18 protein-coding genes are annotated in these 16427 nt (G+C 65.1%); 5 read left to right on the top strand and 13 right to left on the bottom strand.

Annotated elements, in window-relative coordinates:
• Window positions 1-16 precede the first annotated feature (16 nt).
• Window positions 17-1846: a DUF4012 domain-containing protein gene (locus ABZ677_RS04570; RefSeq protein WP_358366900.1), complete on the bottom strand. Its 1830-nt coding sequence runs from the start codon at window positions 1844-1846 to the stop codon at window positions 17-19.
• 458 nt (window positions 1847-2304) lie between these two features.
• Here ABZ677_RS04570 and ABZ677_RS04565 point away from each other — a divergent pair, with 458 nt between their 5' ends.
• The 5 genes from ABZ677_RS04565 to ABZ677_RS04545 are packed head-to-tail and all read left to right on the top strand — an operon-like array spanning window position 2305 to window position 5707.
• Complete coding sequence (locus ABZ677_RS04565; protein ID WP_037193907.1) at window positions 2305-3528, top strand: alkane 1-monooxygenase; 1224 nt, start codon at window positions 2305-2307, stop codon at window positions 3526-3528.
• Window positions 3528-3692: a rubredoxin gene (locus ABZ677_RS04560; RefSeq protein ID WP_037193905.1), complete on the top strand. Its 165-nt coding sequence runs from the start codon at window positions 3528-3530 to the stop codon at window positions 3690-3692. The genes ABZ677_RS04565 and ABZ677_RS04560 overlap by 1 nt, the downstream gene beginning before the upstream one ends.
• Window positions 3689-3862: a rubredoxin gene (locus ABZ677_RS04555; protein WP_027495558.1), complete on the top strand. Its 174-nt coding sequence runs from the start codon at window positions 3689-3691 to the stop codon at window positions 3860-3862. The genes ABZ677_RS04560 and ABZ677_RS04555 overlap by 4 nt, the downstream gene beginning before the upstream one ends.
• Window positions 3859-5073, top strand: coding sequence for an FAD-dependent oxidoreductase (locus ABZ677_RS04550; protein ID WP_358366895.1), 1215 nt, complete (start codon window positions 3859-3861; stop codon window positions 5071-5073). Before ABZ677_RS04555 ends, ABZ677_RS04550 begins: the two co-directional genes overlap by 4 nt.
• 10 nt (window positions 5074-5083) lie before the next feature.
• Window positions 5084-5707 carry a TetR family transcriptional regulator gene (locus ABZ677_RS04545; RefSeq protein ID WP_037193901.1) on the top strand — a complete coding sequence of 208 codons (624 nt, stop codon included), beginning with the start codon at window positions 5084-5086 and terminating at the stop codon, window positions 5705-5707.
• Window positions 5708-5721: 14 nt separating this feature from the next.
• On the opposite strand, the gene ABZ677_RS04540 is transcribed toward ABZ677_RS04545, so the two are convergent.
• The 12 genes from ABZ677_RS04540 to ABZ677_RS04485 form a co-directional block, all read right to left on the bottom strand.
• Window positions 5722-6618, bottom strand: coding sequence for a dioxygenase (locus ABZ677_RS04540; protein ID WP_037193899.1), 897 nt, complete (start codon window positions 6616-6618; stop codon window positions 5722-5724).
• Window positions 6619-6626: 8 nt separating this feature from the next.
• The gene (locus ABZ677_RS04535) at window positions 6627-7703 is read right to left on the bottom strand and encodes a maleylacetate reductase (protein WP_358366891.1); all 1077 of its coding nucleotides are present in this window, start codon (window positions 7701-7703) and stop codon (window positions 6627-6629) included.
• Window positions 7700-9487: an FAD-dependent monooxygenase gene (locus tag ABZ677_RS04530; protein WP_358366888.1), complete on the bottom strand. Its 1788-nt coding sequence runs from the start codon at window positions 9485-9487 to the stop codon at window positions 7700-7702. The genes ABZ677_RS04535 and ABZ677_RS04530 overlap by 4 nt, the downstream gene beginning before the upstream one ends.
• A gap of 129 nt (window positions 9488-9616) precedes the next feature.
• Complete coding sequence (locus ABZ677_RS04525; protein ID WP_176459105.1) at window positions 9617-10573, bottom strand: AraC family transcriptional regulator; 957 nt, start codon at window positions 10571-10573, stop codon at window positions 9617-9619.
• Window positions 10574-10599: 26 nt separating this feature from the next.
• The gene (locus ABZ677_RS04520; protein WP_358366884.1) at window positions 10600-11394 is read right to left on the bottom strand and encodes a hypothetical protein; all 795 of its coding nucleotides are present in this window, start codon (window positions 11392-11394) and stop codon (window positions 10600-10602) included.
• 7 nt (window positions 11395-11401) lie between these two features.
• Window positions 11402-12340 (bottom strand): fumarylacetoacetate hydrolase family protein, encoded by a 939-nt coding sequence (locus ABZ677_RS04515; protein WP_358366881.1) that lies wholly within the window; start codon window positions 12338-12340, stop codon window positions 11402-11404.
• Entirely contained in the window at window positions 12337-12873 is a 537-nt protein-coding gene (locus ABZ677_RS04510) for a flavin reductase family protein (protein WP_052047938.1), read from the bottom strand. Before ABZ677_RS04510 ends, ABZ677_RS04515 begins: the two co-directional genes overlap by 4 nt.
• A 139-nt stretch (window positions 12874-13012) precedes the next feature.
• The gene (locus ABZ677_RS04505) at window positions 13013-13840 is read right to left on the bottom strand and encodes an IclR family transcriptional regulator (RefSeq protein ID WP_037193887.1); all 828 of its coding nucleotides are present in this window, start codon (window positions 13838-13840) and stop codon (window positions 13013-13015) included.
• 74 nt (window positions 13841-13914) lie between these two features.
• Window positions 13915-14553 (bottom strand): 3-oxoacid CoA-transferase subunit B, encoded by a 639-nt coding sequence (locus tag ABZ677_RS04500; RefSeq protein ID WP_037193885.1) that lies wholly within the window; start codon window positions 14551-14553, stop codon window positions 13915-13917.
• Window positions 14550-15269, bottom strand: coding sequence for a CoA transferase subunit A (locus ABZ677_RS04495; RefSeq protein ID WP_358367232.1), 720 nt, complete (start codon window positions 15267-15269; stop codon window positions 14550-14552). Before ABZ677_RS04495 ends, ABZ677_RS04500 begins: the two co-directional genes overlap by 4 nt.
• A gap of 32 nt (window positions 15270-15301) precedes the next feature.
• A complete protein-coding gene (locus ABZ677_RS04490; protein ID WP_358366877.1) occupies window positions 15302-15994 on the bottom strand; it encodes an SDR family oxidoreductase in 693 nt (230 codons plus the stop codon).
• Window positions 15987-16403: an SRPBCC family protein gene (locus tag ABZ677_RS04485; RefSeq protein WP_037193878.1), complete on the bottom strand. Its 417-nt coding sequence runs from the start codon at window positions 16401-16403 to the stop codon at window positions 15987-15989. The genes ABZ677_RS04490 and ABZ677_RS04485 overlap by 8 nt, the downstream gene beginning before the upstream one ends.
• Between the last annotated feature and the right edge of the window lie 24 nt (window positions 16404-16427).

Here is a 16427-nt window from a genome sequence, read left to right as displayed (position 1 = left end):
CATGGGCGACGGTGCATCAGTTGCAGGCGGGGAAATCCACCTCGGTCGGTGCCGGAACCGACTGCGGCTGAACCGGTGCCTGCGCCTCGCCTGCAACGGTAGGTTCGACGAGGTTGTACTCGATGGTCTTGGTCTGTCCGGGCTCGATGACGACGGGCACGTAGAACACCGGATGGCCCCGTTCGGCAGCAGTCAGCAGAAACAGTGGGGTTCCGTTGATGGTGGCATCGGTCAACGTTGCGCCCTGAGTTGCGTACAGCGCCACCACCGATCGGTTGGTTCCCGGAGGTCCGTCGTATCGGGTCGATTCGTTCTGCCTGCCGGCGATGTAGGTGGTGTAGTCCTGCTGCGGAGCGTTGTTGGTGATCTCGGCGACGACGCGGGTGGTCCGCGTCGGGCCGTCGCAGGACTGTGCGGAGTAGGTGACCTTGCGCTGCAGGTAGTAGTCGAGTTTGCCGCCTGCACCGTTGTTCACCACCACCGCGGCGTACGGGTCGGGGCTCTCGGGAACTTCGTGGCCGATCTTGGTCGGTCCCAGGATCGATTGCAGAGCCGGGTCGGCGCTCCACACGGCGATGTGGCCTTCACTGGTCGCTTTGCCGAGTGCTTCGAGCAGCGCGCTGGGAGAGCCGATGTTGCCCTGCATCTTTGCGACCACGCGGGCTGCGATGTCCTGCAGGTACGCCTTGCGCGCGGTGTTGTCGTCCTCGAAGCGGAAGTACGCATCGGACTGCGTGATCTGGACGACGTTCGATCCGTCGATCACCTCACCGTCGCCCATCGTGATGGGGCCGACGACGTCGAGGATGTAGCCGAGGGCAACGGGATCGGTTGCGAGAGCGCCGTCGACACGTTCGCCAGCTTCCTGCTCCCACATCGACTGCCAGATCTGCCCCGCGTACGGGAAGTGCGGACTGACGTTGCTGTTCTGCCAATTCTGAGTGGGCTGGAAGCGACTCTCGTAGAAGTTGAAGAAGTCCGGACCGAGATCGATCGGGTCGTAGGGAATTCGGAGCTCGCGATTACTACCGAGCGAGTCGACCGCGACCTTGCCGTCGACGGCACGCACGATGCCGAGTCCGCCTATCAGGCCACCGGTTCCGCGAGATTCCGACAGTGTCTGAAAGGCCATGAAGTAGCTGCGTGGGCCGTCGGCACCGAGCATCGCGGGGAGCACTTTCGCGGCGATGTCGGTGTTGGTCAACAGTGTCGTCAGCTCGTGCGTCTGATCCTGCAACTGAATTCGAGCGTCACCGATCTGCGCGACGAACGTCGGCTCTTCGATCGCCTGGGATTGTGCGTTGAGCACGTCGGCCGCGGCGGACGCCTGAGACAGCGCGGGCGAGGCGTCGCGCAGGGCGGCGATGTCGATGGCACCGTCGGGTCCGCGGAGCTGACTCGGATCGAGTGTGGCCCCCACCTCGACCGACGGCGTCAGCACATCCACGGTCAGCCCGTTGACGACGTCGGTGATCTGCGAGACGACATCCAGCGGTTGACCCACGTACGGAATCGCTGCGGCGGCCTTCCAGATCAGCGAATCGGTGGCGTCCTTCGCGTGGGTCGAGGTACGCACCGCGTCGTCCACGGAGGTCTCGGCCTTCTGCGTATCCCCCGCCAGCAGTGCGGTTTTCGCCGACTGGGCGTAGTCACGAGCCTGCTCGAGGTAGGTGTACGCGGTGTTGGCGGTGTAGGCGAGCCAGGCACCGAGTCCGAGCGCTACGACGACGAACACACCGAAACCGAGCAGGATGCGTCGACCGGTTCTCTTCTTGGAACGACGACGCCTGCTACGACTACGAGAGCTGCGATGGTCGCCGTACGGGTAGTCGTTGTCGTAGCTCATGGCTGGATGGGTGCCCTTTCGTTGCGGCTAAGACTACAAACGACGTCCTCTCACCGCGACACGACTCTCGGGCAGGCTGCGCCGGTGTTGCACCGGCGCAGCCGTTCGACGTCAGGATCCGATGAGTGCACTCACTGCAGTGCTGCCGCTCTCGGCGCTTCCGCTGCCGATGAGTCCGAGGATGACGTCGACGATGATCTTGGCGATGAATGCGTCCATAACTACTCCTGTTGTGAAGTACCCCCGACGGGATACAGACGGACCTACGAGCGCTGCGGCCGTTTGTGAACGGCCACAACGAGTCGGAAGGTAGCAGCTGGATCTGTCCGAACGGTGGTGCTGTGGGCGCAGCCACAGTCCCAGACATTGTTTGTACAAATTTCTGATTTTGTACAACAGCCTGACAAATCTTGTGTATTGTCCAATCCACAGTGATCGGCCTTACACGAGGAGTGACGATGACCGCATCGAATGTCGACGACCAGGCGCAGGCGCCGGTCGACGCGTGGCACGACCGCAAGCGATACCTCTGGCTGATGGGCCTGATTCCGCCGACGGCGGTGTTCCTGGCGACCGGCCTGGTGTGGGCTTTCAATCAGCTCGGCTGGAACGCAGTGGCTCCGGTCTGGTGGTGGATCGGCGCGCTGCTGGTCTACGGATTGCTCCCGATTCTCGATCGGTTCTTCGGGCCCGACGGGGACAACCCTCCCGACGAGGCGATGAAGGCACTCGAGGAAGACAAGTACTACCGCTACTGCACCTACGCCTACATTCCGTTCCAGCTCGCCAGTCTGGTGTTCGCCTGCTACCTCTGGTCGGCGAACAACCTGTCGTGGCTCGGCATCGACGGCGGGCTCGGCCTGATCTCGAAGATCGGTCTGGCCATCAGCATCGGCGTGATGGGCGGCGTCGGCATCAACACTGCACACGAGCTCGGCCACAAGAAGGACAGCCTGGAGCGCTGGCTGTCGAAAATCACTCTGGCACAGACGTTCTACGGCCACTTCTACATCGAGCACAACCGCGGCCACCATGTCCGCGTCGCCACCCCCGAGGATCCGGCGAGCTCGAAGTTCGGCGAGAGCTTCTGGGCTTTCCTCCCCCGCAGCGTCTGGGGCAGCCTGAAGTCGTCGTGGGAGCTGGAGAAGACGCGCATGGAGCGATTGGGCAAGAGCACGTGGAGCATTCAGAACGACGTACTCAACGCCTGGCTGATGTCCGTCGTCCTCTACGCAGTGCTGGTCGCAGTGTTCGGTCCGATCGTGCTCCCGTTCCTGGTGATTCAGGCCATCTACGGATTCTCACTGCTCGAGACGGTCAACTACCTCGAGCACTACGGCCTGCAGCGTCAGAAGAAGGAGAACGGCCGATACGAGCGCTGCACTCCCGAGCACAGCTGGAACTCCGATCACATCGTCACCAACATCTTCCTGTATCACCTTCAGCGACACAGTGATCACCATGCCAACCCCACCCGCCGCTACCAGACTCTGCGCAGCATGGACGGAGCGCCCAATCTGCCGAGCGGATACGCCAGCATGATTTCGCTGGCGTACTTCCCGCCGGTGTGGCGCAAGGTGATGGACCACCGCGTTCTCGACCACTACGACGGTGACATCACGAAGGTCAACATCCAGCCGTCCAAGCGAGAGAAGATCCTCGCCGCACACGGAGCCAAGTGATGGCCGCCTTCGAGTGCCCGGTGTGCGAGTTCGTCTACGACGAGACCAACGGCGCTCCACGCGAGGGCTTTCCGGCCGGCACCGCATGGTCCGAGGTACCCGACGACTGGCCGTGCCCCGACTGCGGTGTCCGCGAGAAAATCGACTTCAGGAGTAAGGCATGAAGCTCTACCGCTGCGTTCAATGTGGATTCGAGTACGACGAGGAACTGGGCTGGCCCGAGGACGGGATCGAGCCGGGCACGCGCTGGGACGACATCCCCGACGACTGGTCGTGCCCCGATTGTGGTGCTGCCAAGGCCGATTTCGAGATGGTCGAGGTCGAGCGCGGGTGACTGCTCGGCAACCCGCTGACGTCGTGATCGTCGGCACCGGCGCCACCGGGTACACCGCCGCCAAAGTGCTACGCGCCGAGGGCTTCACGGGATCCATCACGCAGATCGGAAGCGAGCAGGAGGCCACCTACCGTCGCCCGGCGGTCTCCAAGGAGCTGCTGCTGGGCACCAAATCGGTCGATCAGGTCCGGTTGGGTGCAGCCATCGAGGGTGTCGACGTCCGGACGGGCGTCACAGCTGTCGCCATCACCGACTCGGCCGTGCTGCTCGACGACGGTGACTCGGTCCCGTACGACGCCCTGCTGTTGGCAACGGGTTCTCGGGCTCGGCAACTCGATCTGCCGGGTTCTGCGCACGTGTTCACCCTGCGCACCTCCGCCGATGTCGCACCACTGCATGCCGACATCCTCCGCACCGGATCACTGCTGGTGATCGGCGGCGGATTGATCGGATGCGAGGCGGCCGCGGCTGCGCGGTCGCTCGGTGCCGAGGTGACGGTGCTGGAGGCAGCATCGGCTCCGCTGAGTCGCATCGCTCCGGCGGAGATCTCGCAGATGTACCGAGACCTACACGCAGACAACGGTATAACGATGCACACCGACGTCACCGTGACGAGTCTCGACAAGCAGGACGACGGTACCCTTCGTGCCGTCGCACAGGACGGACGCAGTTGGTCGGCCGGCACCGTCCTGGTGTCGGCAGGTTCGGTACCCAATGTCGAGCTGGCAGCCGAACACGGCCTCGACATTCGTTCCGGAGTCCTGGTCGACTCGGAGATGCGTACCTCGACACCGAACATCTACGCCGCGGGCGACGTCGCGGAGGTCCCCAACACGATTCTCGGCGGCACCTATCGGAGTGAGCACTGGAACGGTGCCGTCGATCAGGCGACTCGGGCGGCACGGTCCATTCTCGGTCTCGATGTCGGCAATCTCGATGTGCCGTGGGGGTGGTCGACTCAGCACGGCGTCAACCTGCAGTTCGCGGGGTGGACCGGCGTCGACGACGAGTACGTCGTGGTTCGCGGCACCATCGCCGACCGCCGCTTCACGGCATGTGCGCTGCGTGACGAGAAGCTCGTCGGGGCCATCGGCGTGGGTTTCCCGAAGGACATCAGGCAGATCAGATCCCTCATCGCGAGCGGAGACCCCATCGATCGGGATCTCCTCGGAGAGGATTGGCTGGATCAACCCCATGCGGTCGTTCGATAGAGTCGTGTTCATGCCCGCAGCCGAACAGACGTCGACCCCCGGTCGATACCGTGAAGCCGCGTCCACTCTTGCGCGCGATACCGCGCTCGATGCGTTGCGCGAGTTGTTGCACGAGCGCAACTGGCGCAACGTCACGATGAGTCACATCGCGAAGGCGGCAGGCCTGAGCAGACAGAGCCTGTACAACGAGTTCGGTTCACGACGCGGCGTCGCACAGGGTTACGCCATCAGATTGACGGACATATTCGTCGACCTGTGCGAAACCGCGCTGTACGAGCATCCCGACGATGCCGGCGCTGCCCTGCGCCAGGGTTTCTCGTCGTTCTTCCAGCTGAGTGCACTGGATCCTCTCGTGCGATCACTGCACGGTGGCGACGCCCCCGAGGATCTGCTCCGCCTGATCACCACCGACAGTGCCGTACTGATCGAGCGCGCGGGAGACCGACTCGCGAACACCTTCCAACGCGGATGGGTCGGTGCGAGCCCACGGCAGGCAGACGTCATCAGCAGGGCGATCGTGCGTCTGGCATTGAGCTACATCCCCGAGCCCCCGCACGATATTGCGGCTGCTGCAGATGATTTTGCGCTGCTGCTGACCCCGTTCGTCGATTCGATCACCTCAGGCCGGACCTGAGCCAACCGGCACCCTCAGACGTCGGCCGGTGCGAGCACGATGTCGAAGTCGGCTCTGGCCCAGGTCTTGTCGCCGACGTCGCGACCGTCCGGAGTCGGTGTTCCCGACGGCTGCTCGACGAAGTCCTTGATCAAGGATTCCTTCACTCCGAACACGGTGTCGCTGCCCAGCAGTTCGTCGCCGCTGACGAAGATGTGTGTCACCAACGTGCGCATCCCCGGTGCCGTCACCATGAAGTGCAGGTGCGATGCCCGCATCGGTGAGCGACCGGTCGCGGTGAGCATTCGTCCGACCGGCCCGTCGTGCGGAATCGGATACGGAGTCGGAGTCAGCGCCCAGAATCGATAGTTCCCGTCGTCGTCGCTGTAGAGATGCGCTCGACCGCCGACGCGTGCGTCGTCGTACTGAACGTCGTAGAACCCGTCCTCGTCGGCTTCCCAGATTTCGAGGCGCGCTCCGGGGATCGGTGTGCCTGCGGTGTCGCGCACGGTTCCCTCGACCCAGCACGGTTGTCCTGCAGCACCTCCCGATGCATCACCACCGTTCTCGATACGCGGCGCGTCGTCGACGAAGAACGGGCCGAACACGGTCGCCTCGGTCGCGTCCTCGTAGGCGGGGTTGTTCACGTTGATCGTCTGCATCGACGCCCCGAGGACGTCGGAGAGCAGAATGAACTCCTGACGGCGGTCGTCGGTGATGTGACCGACCTCGGTCAGGAAGCCGATGGCGGTGTTCCATTCCTGTTCGGTCAGTCGCACATCGCGGATGAACCCGTGCAGGTGGTGCACCAGCGAGGTCATCACCTGCTTCAACCGGGGGTCGGTGCAGTCGTCGAACGATCGAAGTACGTTCTCCACCAACCGCTCTTCGACGGCATCCTGTGCTTGTCCGGTCATGGTCTGCTCGGTCATGGTCTCTCTCACTGTCCGATGTCGGTCGGCGGGTCGCCGGCCCACGCTGCGTGCAGAATGGCGGTGGCGGCCTCACGGGTGACGGGCCGCGGGTTTCCGTACGATCTGCTCGTCACGTCGTCGGCGATTCGGTCGATGTCCTTCTCCTTCATACCCAATTCGGCCAGGGAGCGTGGCGCTCCGAGTCCGCGACAGAGCTCCCACAACCGGGTTGCCGGGTCACCGGAACCGGGAAGCGCACGCGAGAGCGCCGTCACTGCGCCCGGTGCAGCCGACTGATTGAAGGCCAACACGTGCGGCAACACCACGGTGTGGGTCGGAGCGTGCGGCAGGTTCAAGGTACCGCCGAGAGAGTGACACAGCTTGTGGTGCAAAGACATCGTGGTGGCACCGAGAGTGGCACCGCACAACCAGGCACCGTAGAGGGCATCGCTGCGCGCCTGCGGATCGAGGTGATCGGCCACGATCGCGGGGAGCGCCGATGCGAGTGCACGCACCCCGTCCTCGGCCATCAGCGCGACGATGGGGCTGACGTCGGGTGCATACAACGCTTCGACGGCGTGCGCCACGGCGTTGATTCCACTCGTGACGGAGATGTCGACCGGAAGGCCGGTCGTCAGCTCGGGGTCGTAGACGACGCTGCGTGGCAGCACCCTGATGTCGCGGCCTGTTTCCTTGCGTCCGTCGGTCGTCAGACCCCACACCGGGGTCATCTCCGATCCGGCGTACGTGGTGGGAACCGCGACGATCGGCAGACCGTGCACGAGTGCGATGGCCTTGCCGAGGCCGATCGAGGAGCCGCCGCCGACGGTGATGCAGCCGTCGGCCCCGAGGGAAAGGGCTTCGGCGCTGGATCTTTTCGCCACCTCCGACGGCACGTGCATCACGGCGTCGGCCCGTACGCCCACACATCGGTCTCCGAGCATCGAGGCAATACGTTCGGCTGTGCCCTTCTGGCTCGGCGAGCAGAGAACGAGGACGCGCCGCAGACCGAGGTGATCGAGCTCGTCGGCCAGAGCCGACAGCGAGCCCGCACCGAATCGCACCCGCATCGGGTTCGCCTCGTAGGCGAAGTCGTAGGTCATCGCGACAGGACCGCCGTCAATGCCTGCCGCAGGGCGTCCTCGGGGTCTGCCGCGAGTTCGTGTGCACGCCAGCAGATGTGCTTGTCGGGGCGAACCAACAATGCACCGCTCTCGGTCACCTCACGGAGCCGAGACCAGTCGAAGTACAGGTCGGTGACATCGCGTCCGGGCCCGATGACGACGACCTCGACGGCCACACCCAGTTCGTGACCGATCTTGTCCGCCGCCGACTCCCAATCCGATCCGGCCACTCCCGTGATGAGCGTGAATCGGTCGTAGGGCGCGAGATCCATCATCGCGAACTTGTGCATGTTGTCGCCCACCCAGGCGTGCGGCAGGTGCGATCCCGGCACGGTGGAGACCTGGTAGTACAGGTCCGGGTCTCGTACCGCCTCGGGCAGAACCCCGTCGGGCACGACGGCCGAGGACGTGTAGAACTGGCCCAATTCGACTCCGTGGGCGTTGAACTCGTAGTTCTTGATCTCCATCGCCTTCACCAGCGCGGCCCGCTTCGCCGCGCCCGCAGGCGTGTTGGCCTTGCGCTCTTCGATGCGTTCGACCATCTCCTCCTCGGTCTTGGCGTCGGTGACCCCGAGGGCGTGGAACAGGTCTGCGAACTCACGACCGGAGCGGTTGGCACGCTTGACGATTCGCTCGGCCACCGGGGCACGCTCGGCGGTGTAGGTATCGAGCAACGCCTCGCCTGCCTGACCCTTCAGCACCGCGGCGATCTTCCACGCGAGATTGTAGGAGTCCTGGATCGAGGTGTTCGAGCCGAGACCGTTGCTCGGCGGATGTCGGTGGATGGCGTCGCCCGCGCAGAACACCCGCCCCTTCTGCAGGTGCGTGGCGTACATTTCGTTGTTGCCCCACAACGATGTTCCGGTGATCTCGACGTCGAGGTCCGGCATGCCCAGCAGGCTCCGAACGATCTCGATGGCGGCCGCCTCGTTCACCACCGGCGGTGGCTGCGCGATGTCGAATCCCCAGACCACGAGCCACTCGTTCCACGGCCGGACCATGCGAACCAACCCGGCACCGATACCGCCGACGTTGGATCCGGGCTGAATCACCCAGTACAGCACCGACGGTCGGTGTCCGACGTATTCGGCGATGTCGGCCTTGAAGGTGATGTTCATCGACCCGGCGATGTCCATCGCGCCCTCGAGCGGAAGGTCGATGTCCGCGGCCACCTTGGAACGCGCTCCGTCCGCGCCGATCAGGTACTTGGCACGGATCGTGTAGCGGTGTCCGGTGAGTCGATCGACCACCGAGACGCTGACCCCGTCGGCATCCTGGACGTGCGAGAGGTATTCGGTGGAGAACTGGGCCTGGGTTCCCCGCATCGTCGCGTTCTTCACCAGGATGGGCTCGAGGTACGTCTGGGGAATGTCGACGGTCAGGCACGGCGAGGCGAGCTGGTAGTCCGCTTCGCGGTCGGCCCCGGTACCCCACGTGCGGATGCGGCCGATCTCCTCGCCCGCGATCGAGGTGCAGAACACGGTGTCTCCGACGAGCCCGTGCTCGGTGGCGTCGGCCAGCACCTGGTCTGCGATACCGACGTCGCGGAAGACCTCCATGGTGCGCTGGTTGGTGATGTGAGCGCGTGGAGTGTTGGCCGTCCAGCGGTACTTGGTGATCATGATGTTGGGGATTCCGAGAGTGGACAGCAGCAGTGCTGCGGATCCACCGGCCGGCCCCGAGCCGACGATGAGAACGTCGGTCTCGACCACCGAGGAATCGGGCAGCTCTGTGGCCTTCTGGCCGTCGTCGAACACCGGCATGGAACACACCCTTCGTTGCGCCCGACGTTGATCTCGGGTCTTGCAACCCAGTGTCCTGCATCACACCGGGGGTGGCCATCGATCGCGGTCATCTCGGCGCAAATCGACAACGGTGGCGCAATTGCGAAACTAGTGCACCGACCGCAGCACCACGGCGTCGCGTCGAACGTCCGATGCTCTGGCTCCGAACCGCGCCGAGAAGGCACTGGAAAAGTAAGCGGCAGAGGAGAATCCACAGGAGGCGGCGATCTCGGCAATCGACGTCGAGCGTCCCGACGGCGAGGTGAGCACCGTGTGTGCACGGGCGAGGCGTCGCTCGAGGATGTACTTGGGCACGCTGGTGCCGTCGGCGGCGAAGACTCGGGACAGGTGCCGGGCGCTGATGCCGATGGCGTCGGACACGTCCGTGGCAGACAACGACGCATCGGTCAGACGGCGCTCGATGTAGGAGCGGGCAGACGCGCGATGCGCCGCACCGACGTCGCTGCGCGTTCCACCGGTCAGGACGGAGACCAGTTCGAGGATCGTCCGCTCGTCCGGTGCGGTCGGCCCGTCGGCGCGAGTCGCACGGCTCACCCGAGCAGCGAGGGCGGCGGCGTGCACGTTGCCGTTCGCCGAGAAGTCGAAGACCATCGGGGCCGCGAGCGAGTCCTCTCCGGTGACGTCGGAGTAGATGCCGCGCGGGATCTTGACGACGAGTTCCTCGAGGCCGTGCGAGAACCCGCGCATGAAGGCTCTGTCGGCGTCGCACAGCAGCACCTGGCCGGGGCCGACGGTGCGCACTCCGTCCTCGGAGTAGAAGAACGCATCGCCGACCAGGCTGAAGTACAGGACCACCGAGTCCGACGGCCGACGCCGAATCAGCTCGGCATCTCGCTCGACGACATGGGAGGTTCCGACGACGCGGGCCAGGCCGACCGATCCGACCTGGACGTTGGTTTCGGTGGCCTCGAGGGACCCGCCTTCGAGGCTGCGGCATCTCAGTCCGATGAGCACCTCGGAGTTGTGTCCCTCCCACCGTTGTATTCGCTCGACGGAGGGAAGCCCGACGGTGGAGAACTCCACGGGTGACGCAGCGATCGGCACGTCGGGCCTCCTCCTCGGCGAGGGACTTACTTCTCCGGTACGAAACGCAGGTGTTCCGGATCGACTGTAACGAACAGCATCCACCGATCACCGAGACCGCGCGTGACGTGGCCTGCTCCGGTCACGTCGTCGATGTAGGCGATGTCGCCTGCCACCGGCGAGGTCACCGTTCCGTCCCCGGTCTCGTTCTCGGCCCTGCCGTTGAGCGTGACGCCCAACTGCGGTCGCGGGCCGTTGTGCCACACGCCGGGAACGTACCCGTCCTCGCCGTAATCGCGGCGGGTGACGAATGCTCCGAGCGAGCGGGGCCACTGTTCGACCGGCGGTACCGGAGCCAGGTCGCTCGGCCAGCGCAGCGGCTCGGTCCGTGAGGTTCCGCCGTCGTCGTAGATCCACGTCAGCGACGGCCGGCCCTGTCGGATCGCCGGGTCGGGTCGGGCTTCGTTGTCGCCTGCTTCGGGCAGCCAGTCGTCCAGCGCGAGGTAGAGCAACCACGCGAAGCCGTCCCAGGTCATCGTCAGGGTCTCGGGACTGGCGACGTTCGCGAACACCAGGTCTCCGGCGGTCAGCACAGCCGGGCTGCGGTCGCGTACGTCCATCCGCACCTCGCCCGAGAGCACCACAACGGCGTGCGACCCGAGCGAGGTGGGGGCGGGGACGTCGGCCATCCGGGCTCGGGTGAGCCAGAAGGCCGTTGCCGGAACGACATTCGCCGGACCCTTGACGCGTGAGTCGCGGTGCGGCAGGAAGGCATCGCCCGCGTCGATTCCTCCGTACGTGTTGGAATCGCCGAGAGTCTCGTGCACGCGAAGCACTTTCATCGGGCGGTCATTCGGCGGTGGGGGCGTAGCGTCCGCTCAACTGAGGCGGAGTCCGACCCTTGTTTCCCGCTTCGGTCCATTCGTGGCGCGTCTGACGTCCCCAGGTGCGGTGCAGCTCGTCGCTGATGGTGACACTGAGCCGGCCGAGGTCGCCCACTTGCAAGTCGATGCGGTCGCCGTCCTGAAAGGCATGCAGTCCACGGTGATTGGTTCCGGTGGCGATGATGTCGCCGGGTTCGAGGGCGTGCATGTGCGAGACGAATTCGACGGACTCGGCGATGCTGTACGCCATGTCGTCGGTGTCGAACTCCTGCTTGATCTCTTCGTTGTTCCACAGCGTGACCGGCATGTTCTGCGGGTTCGGCACCTCGTCCGCGGTCACCAGGTAGGGGCCGATCGGGCAGAAGGTCTCCCGCGACTTCATCTGGTAGAAAGCGTTCTCCCGCGGCGGGATTCCGCGCGCAGATCCGTCGATCAGATTGGTGTAGCCGAAGATGTGGTCGTATGCATCGGCTGCCGAGACGTTGTGCGCGCGCTTGCCGATGATGATGGCCAGCTCCGCCTCGCCCTCGAAGATCGTTGCTGCGACGTCGGGCAACACCATGGTGTCGCCGTGTCCGATGATCGAGTTGGGGGACTTCGCGAATCCGTTGATCGGCGGCCGCTCGGGCAGGGTGCCGTTCTCCATGTAGTTGCGCGCCATGCAGTCGATGTTCGACGGCCGAGGGATCGGCGGACGAATGCGTACTGCGCTCAACGGAATTCCGTCACCTGCGGCCACGGCGGCTTCGAGGCGTTCACGGTAGGTGGCCCAGCCCTCGATGACGCCGCGGATGACGTCCTGCGGATGCGCCGCCGGGATGTCCTTGACTTCGCCACTGAGGTCGATCACGTTGCCGCCGTGGAGGGCTCCGAGTTTGAAATCGTCGAAGAAGAGAAGCTTCATGGTGTTGCACCTTTCGTTGGGGGTTGGGGGTTGGGGACGAAACGTCCGTACCGGCCGCGGAAGAAGACCAGAGCGCTGCCGTCCTCGGCCGCGCTGAGACTGTGTACTCGGGCCACGACGATCGTGTGATCGCCTGCCGCGTATTCGGCGTACATCTCGCAGTTGAGCCAGGCCACCGCGTCGTCCAGGGCCGGGCCCGCCGACTGGTCGTGCCAGCTCGTGCCTGCGAAACGATCGGTGTTGCGTGCCGAGAACTGGCGTGACGCCTGTTCGTGATGGTCGGCGAGAATGCTGATGCAGAACCGGCCTGCCGCTCTGATGGCCGGCCAGGTGGTCGAGGTGCGCGCTACGCAGATCGAGACCAGTGCCGGGTCGAGGGACACGGCCGTGAACGAGTTCACCGCGATCCCGGTCCGACCGGATGGGCCATCCGACGCAATGACGACAACGCCGGTAGGCAAGTGGCCCAATACTTTTCGGAAGAGCATTCCCGCATCCACTGCGGCGGGTGTTTCGGTGGTCGAAGACGCCATGAGACAGTCCATTCGGGTTTTGATTCCGTCTAATGGAATCTTATTTCAACCGACTTTACGTGACGTCGAACACTGCCGTCAACCCTCGGGAAGGACGGAGTGCAGCGGACGCCTTTGCGTCAGAAAGGTTTCGGGGAAATCAGTGACCCGAGTCGGTCTCGGGCATTGCGATATCGAGAGCGGACGCCGGCAGATCTCCCGCGGCGCGCAGCCGTTCCGACATCTCCCGTGCCAACGAGAGCAGCTGCTGAATGATCTCCGCATCACGATCGGGCTCGATCTTGCCCAGGCACAGCATCGCTGCGATGGGCCGTCGATCGGCGTCGAGGACCGGGGCCGCGATTCCGCGACCGGTATCGAACCGTTCGAAGTTGTCGACGGCGTAACCCTGTTCCTGGATGCGCGAGAACTCCGCTTCCATGGCATCCGGGTCGGTGATCGTGTTGGGCGTGAACCGCCGCAGTCCGTCGTTCTCGTAGAGATTGCGACGTTGCTCGTACGGCATGTACGACAACAGAAGCTTGCCGTCGGCCATGGCGTATGCGGGCTGCGGGTGCCCGGGTTCGAATTCGATGAACTCGGTGTGCGCTCCCGCTACGCGCGAGAGCTGAACGGCCTTGACCCCGACGAGGGTGCTCAGAACGGCATCGTGGCCGGACCATTCCGCCAGACGCGAGAGGTACATCCGCGCGTCGTGCAGTACCGGATTGGTGACCATTCCAACGCTGCCGATGCCGATGGCGTGCATTCCGAGCCGGTACTTCGCGGTACGCGAATTCTGTTCCACCCAACCGACACTGACGAGAGTGCCGAGGATGCGGTGCACGCTGGCCGGCGACAGGTGAACGAACTGGGCGAGTTCGACGATACCCAGCGGGTACGGGTGCTCGGCCAACGCCGTGACGATGCGGGTGGCCCGGGACACCGCACGCACATGGCCGGCGTCTCGGTTCTCGCGCTCGTTCACAAAGCCTCCATGGGACGTGAGCTTACTAGTCATCCCGGTCGCCACATCGTTCAACGCCCCTGTGGCCGGGCTCATCACGTCATCACGGACGCCCCAGTCAGTCGGCGCACATCGTGGATCGTCACCCCTGGAGCCACTTCACGCAGCGCGAAACCCCGTGGCGTGACGTCCAGAACGCCGAGGTTGGTGACGATGCGGTCCACCACCGCGCGTCCGGTCAGCGGGAACGCGCACTGCTGCACCAGTTTGGGAGTGCCGTCCTTGCCCGCGTGTTCCATGACGACGATGACGCGGCCTGCACCCGCAACGAGGTCCATGGCCCCGCCCATCCCCCGCACCATGTGACCGGGCATCATCCAGTTGGCCAGGTCGCCGGTCGCCGAGACCTCCATCGCACCGAGCACCGTCACGTCGATGTGTCCGCCGCGGATCATGGCGAACGACGTCGACGAGGACACGAACGATGCGCCGGGGAGCACCGTGATCGGTTCGGTTCCGGCATTGATCAGGTCGGTGTCCAGACATTCCGGCAGCGGCGTCGGCCCCACGGCCAGGACTCCGTTCTCGCTGTGCACGGTCACTCCCAGCGAGGACGGCAGGTGGTTGGCCACGCGGGTGGGTAGACCGATGCCCAGGTTGACGCTCTGACCGGGACGTAGTTCCTGCGCGGCTCGCCGCGCCATCTCGTCCCGGTTCCAACCGAGGCCGGTCATGCGACTACCTCGTCCGGTACTTCGACCACACGCTGGACGAACACGCCGGAAAGCTGAACGGAATCGGGATCGAGTTCGCCGGGTTCGACGATGCGCTCGGCCTCGACGACGGTGATGCGGCCGGCCATCGCCACGTCCGGGTTGAAGTTCTGCGCCGAGGCCCTGAATATCGCGTTGCCCGCCGTGTCGGCCACCGCAGCGCGAACGAGCGCGTAGTCGGTCACGATGCCCTCTTCGAGCACGTACTCACGCTCGCGGCCACCGAGTCCGAATCGGCGAATCTCCTTGGGAGCAGACGCTTTCACCACGTCCCCGGCCGAGTTGTACCGATGCGCCATGCCGCCGTCGGAGACGAGGGTGCCGACGCCGGTCGGGGTGAAGAAGGCAGCGATGCCAGCCCCGCCGGCCCGCAGCCGCTCGGCCAGAGTCCCCTGCGGTGTCAGCTCGACCTCGATCTCGCCGCTCATGTACTGCCGCGCGAACTCTTCGTTCGATCCGATGTACGACGCGATCACGCGGTCGATGCGACGGTCGTGCAACAGCAGAGCCAGACCGGCTCCGTTGACCCCGCAGTTGTTCGCCACGACGGTCAGGCCCGAAGCACCCTGGGCGCGCAGTGCTCGCACCAGCGCCCACGGCACTCCGGCGGTGCCGAATCCCCCGACGCCGATGCTCGCGCCGTGAGGAATGTCGGCGACGGCCTCGTCGGCCGACATCCGTTTACCGGCCCGCACGGCCGAATTCGAGGTCACAGCAGCACCAGCCCACCGTCGGGACACAGCGTCTGACCGGTGATGGCCTGACTCTCCGGCTGCACCAGGAACGCGACGACGTTGGCCACGTCGTCGGGGACCAGCGGACGCGGAAGTGCCTGCCGGCGTAGTACGTCGTCCTTGACGTGCTGTTCCATACCGCCGACCGGCGGTGGCGTCAGGCCCGGTGCCACGCAGTTCACCGTGATGCCCGACGCACCTAGGGAGCGTGCCAGCGAGCGTGACGCACCGATGAGCGCGCCCTTGCTGGTGATGTACGGCAGCATGTCCGACACCGGCGGTGGGTTGAAGAAGGTGTCGGACACGAGGAACACCACGCGTCCGAATCCTCGCTCGCTCATGCCCGGTTCGAGTTCCTGGACCAGCCACAGCGGCGCTTCGACATTGACGGCCATGACGTTGCGCAGTACCGCGGCATCGAGATCGGCGAGAGTCGCGCGCTGGAACGAGACCCCGGCGTGGACGAGGACGTCGACGCGGCCGTGTTCGGCGAGCACCGTCCGTGCGGCTGCGCGCACGGCGTGTTCGTCGGACAGGTCGACCGCCGGATCACCGTGCAGGTCGAGCGTCACCACGTGGTGGCCGGAGGTGCGGAGTCGGTCGACGACAGCCGATCCGATGAATCCCGCTCCTCCGGTCACCAGTGCGACGGGGGCGTCGTCAGCCACCGAATTTGCTGTTCAGGCCGCTGAGTGCACCGTCGATGTCCGCTCCGATACCGACGCGGGCACCGTCCTGCATCTCCTCGGGCACGTCGGCCTCGATGGCGTATTCCACCTCGGAGCCGTCGCCCGCTTCGCGCACGGTGAAGGTGGCAGCGAGGTGCTGCATCGGTCCGGGCTGGCCCGGCACCAACTCGTAGGTGAGCGATCGGGCGGCGTCGTCCTGGGCCGCGATGCGGTCGAAGACCGAGTCGCCGCGGGAGAAATCGACCTTGCGGCTACCGTCGGCCTGCATCTCCACGGCGTCGATGTGCGGCTGCCAGGAGGCGTAGCCGCCGAAGTCGCTGACGAAGGACCAGACCTCGTCGGCCTTGGCGGTGAGGGTGGTCGTCTTGCTCAACTGAACGATGGTCATGGTGTTCTCCTCGAATTGTGTTGG

The organism is Rhodococcus sp. NPDC006774, assembly GCF_040636045.1.
In the GTDB taxonomy this organism is placed as follows: domain Bacteria; phylum Actinomycetota; class Actinomycetes; order Mycobacteriales; family Mycobacteriaceae; genus Rhodococcoides.
Note: the sequence above shows the minus strand (reverse complement) of the source record. Positions and strands in the feature narration are given on the sequence as shown.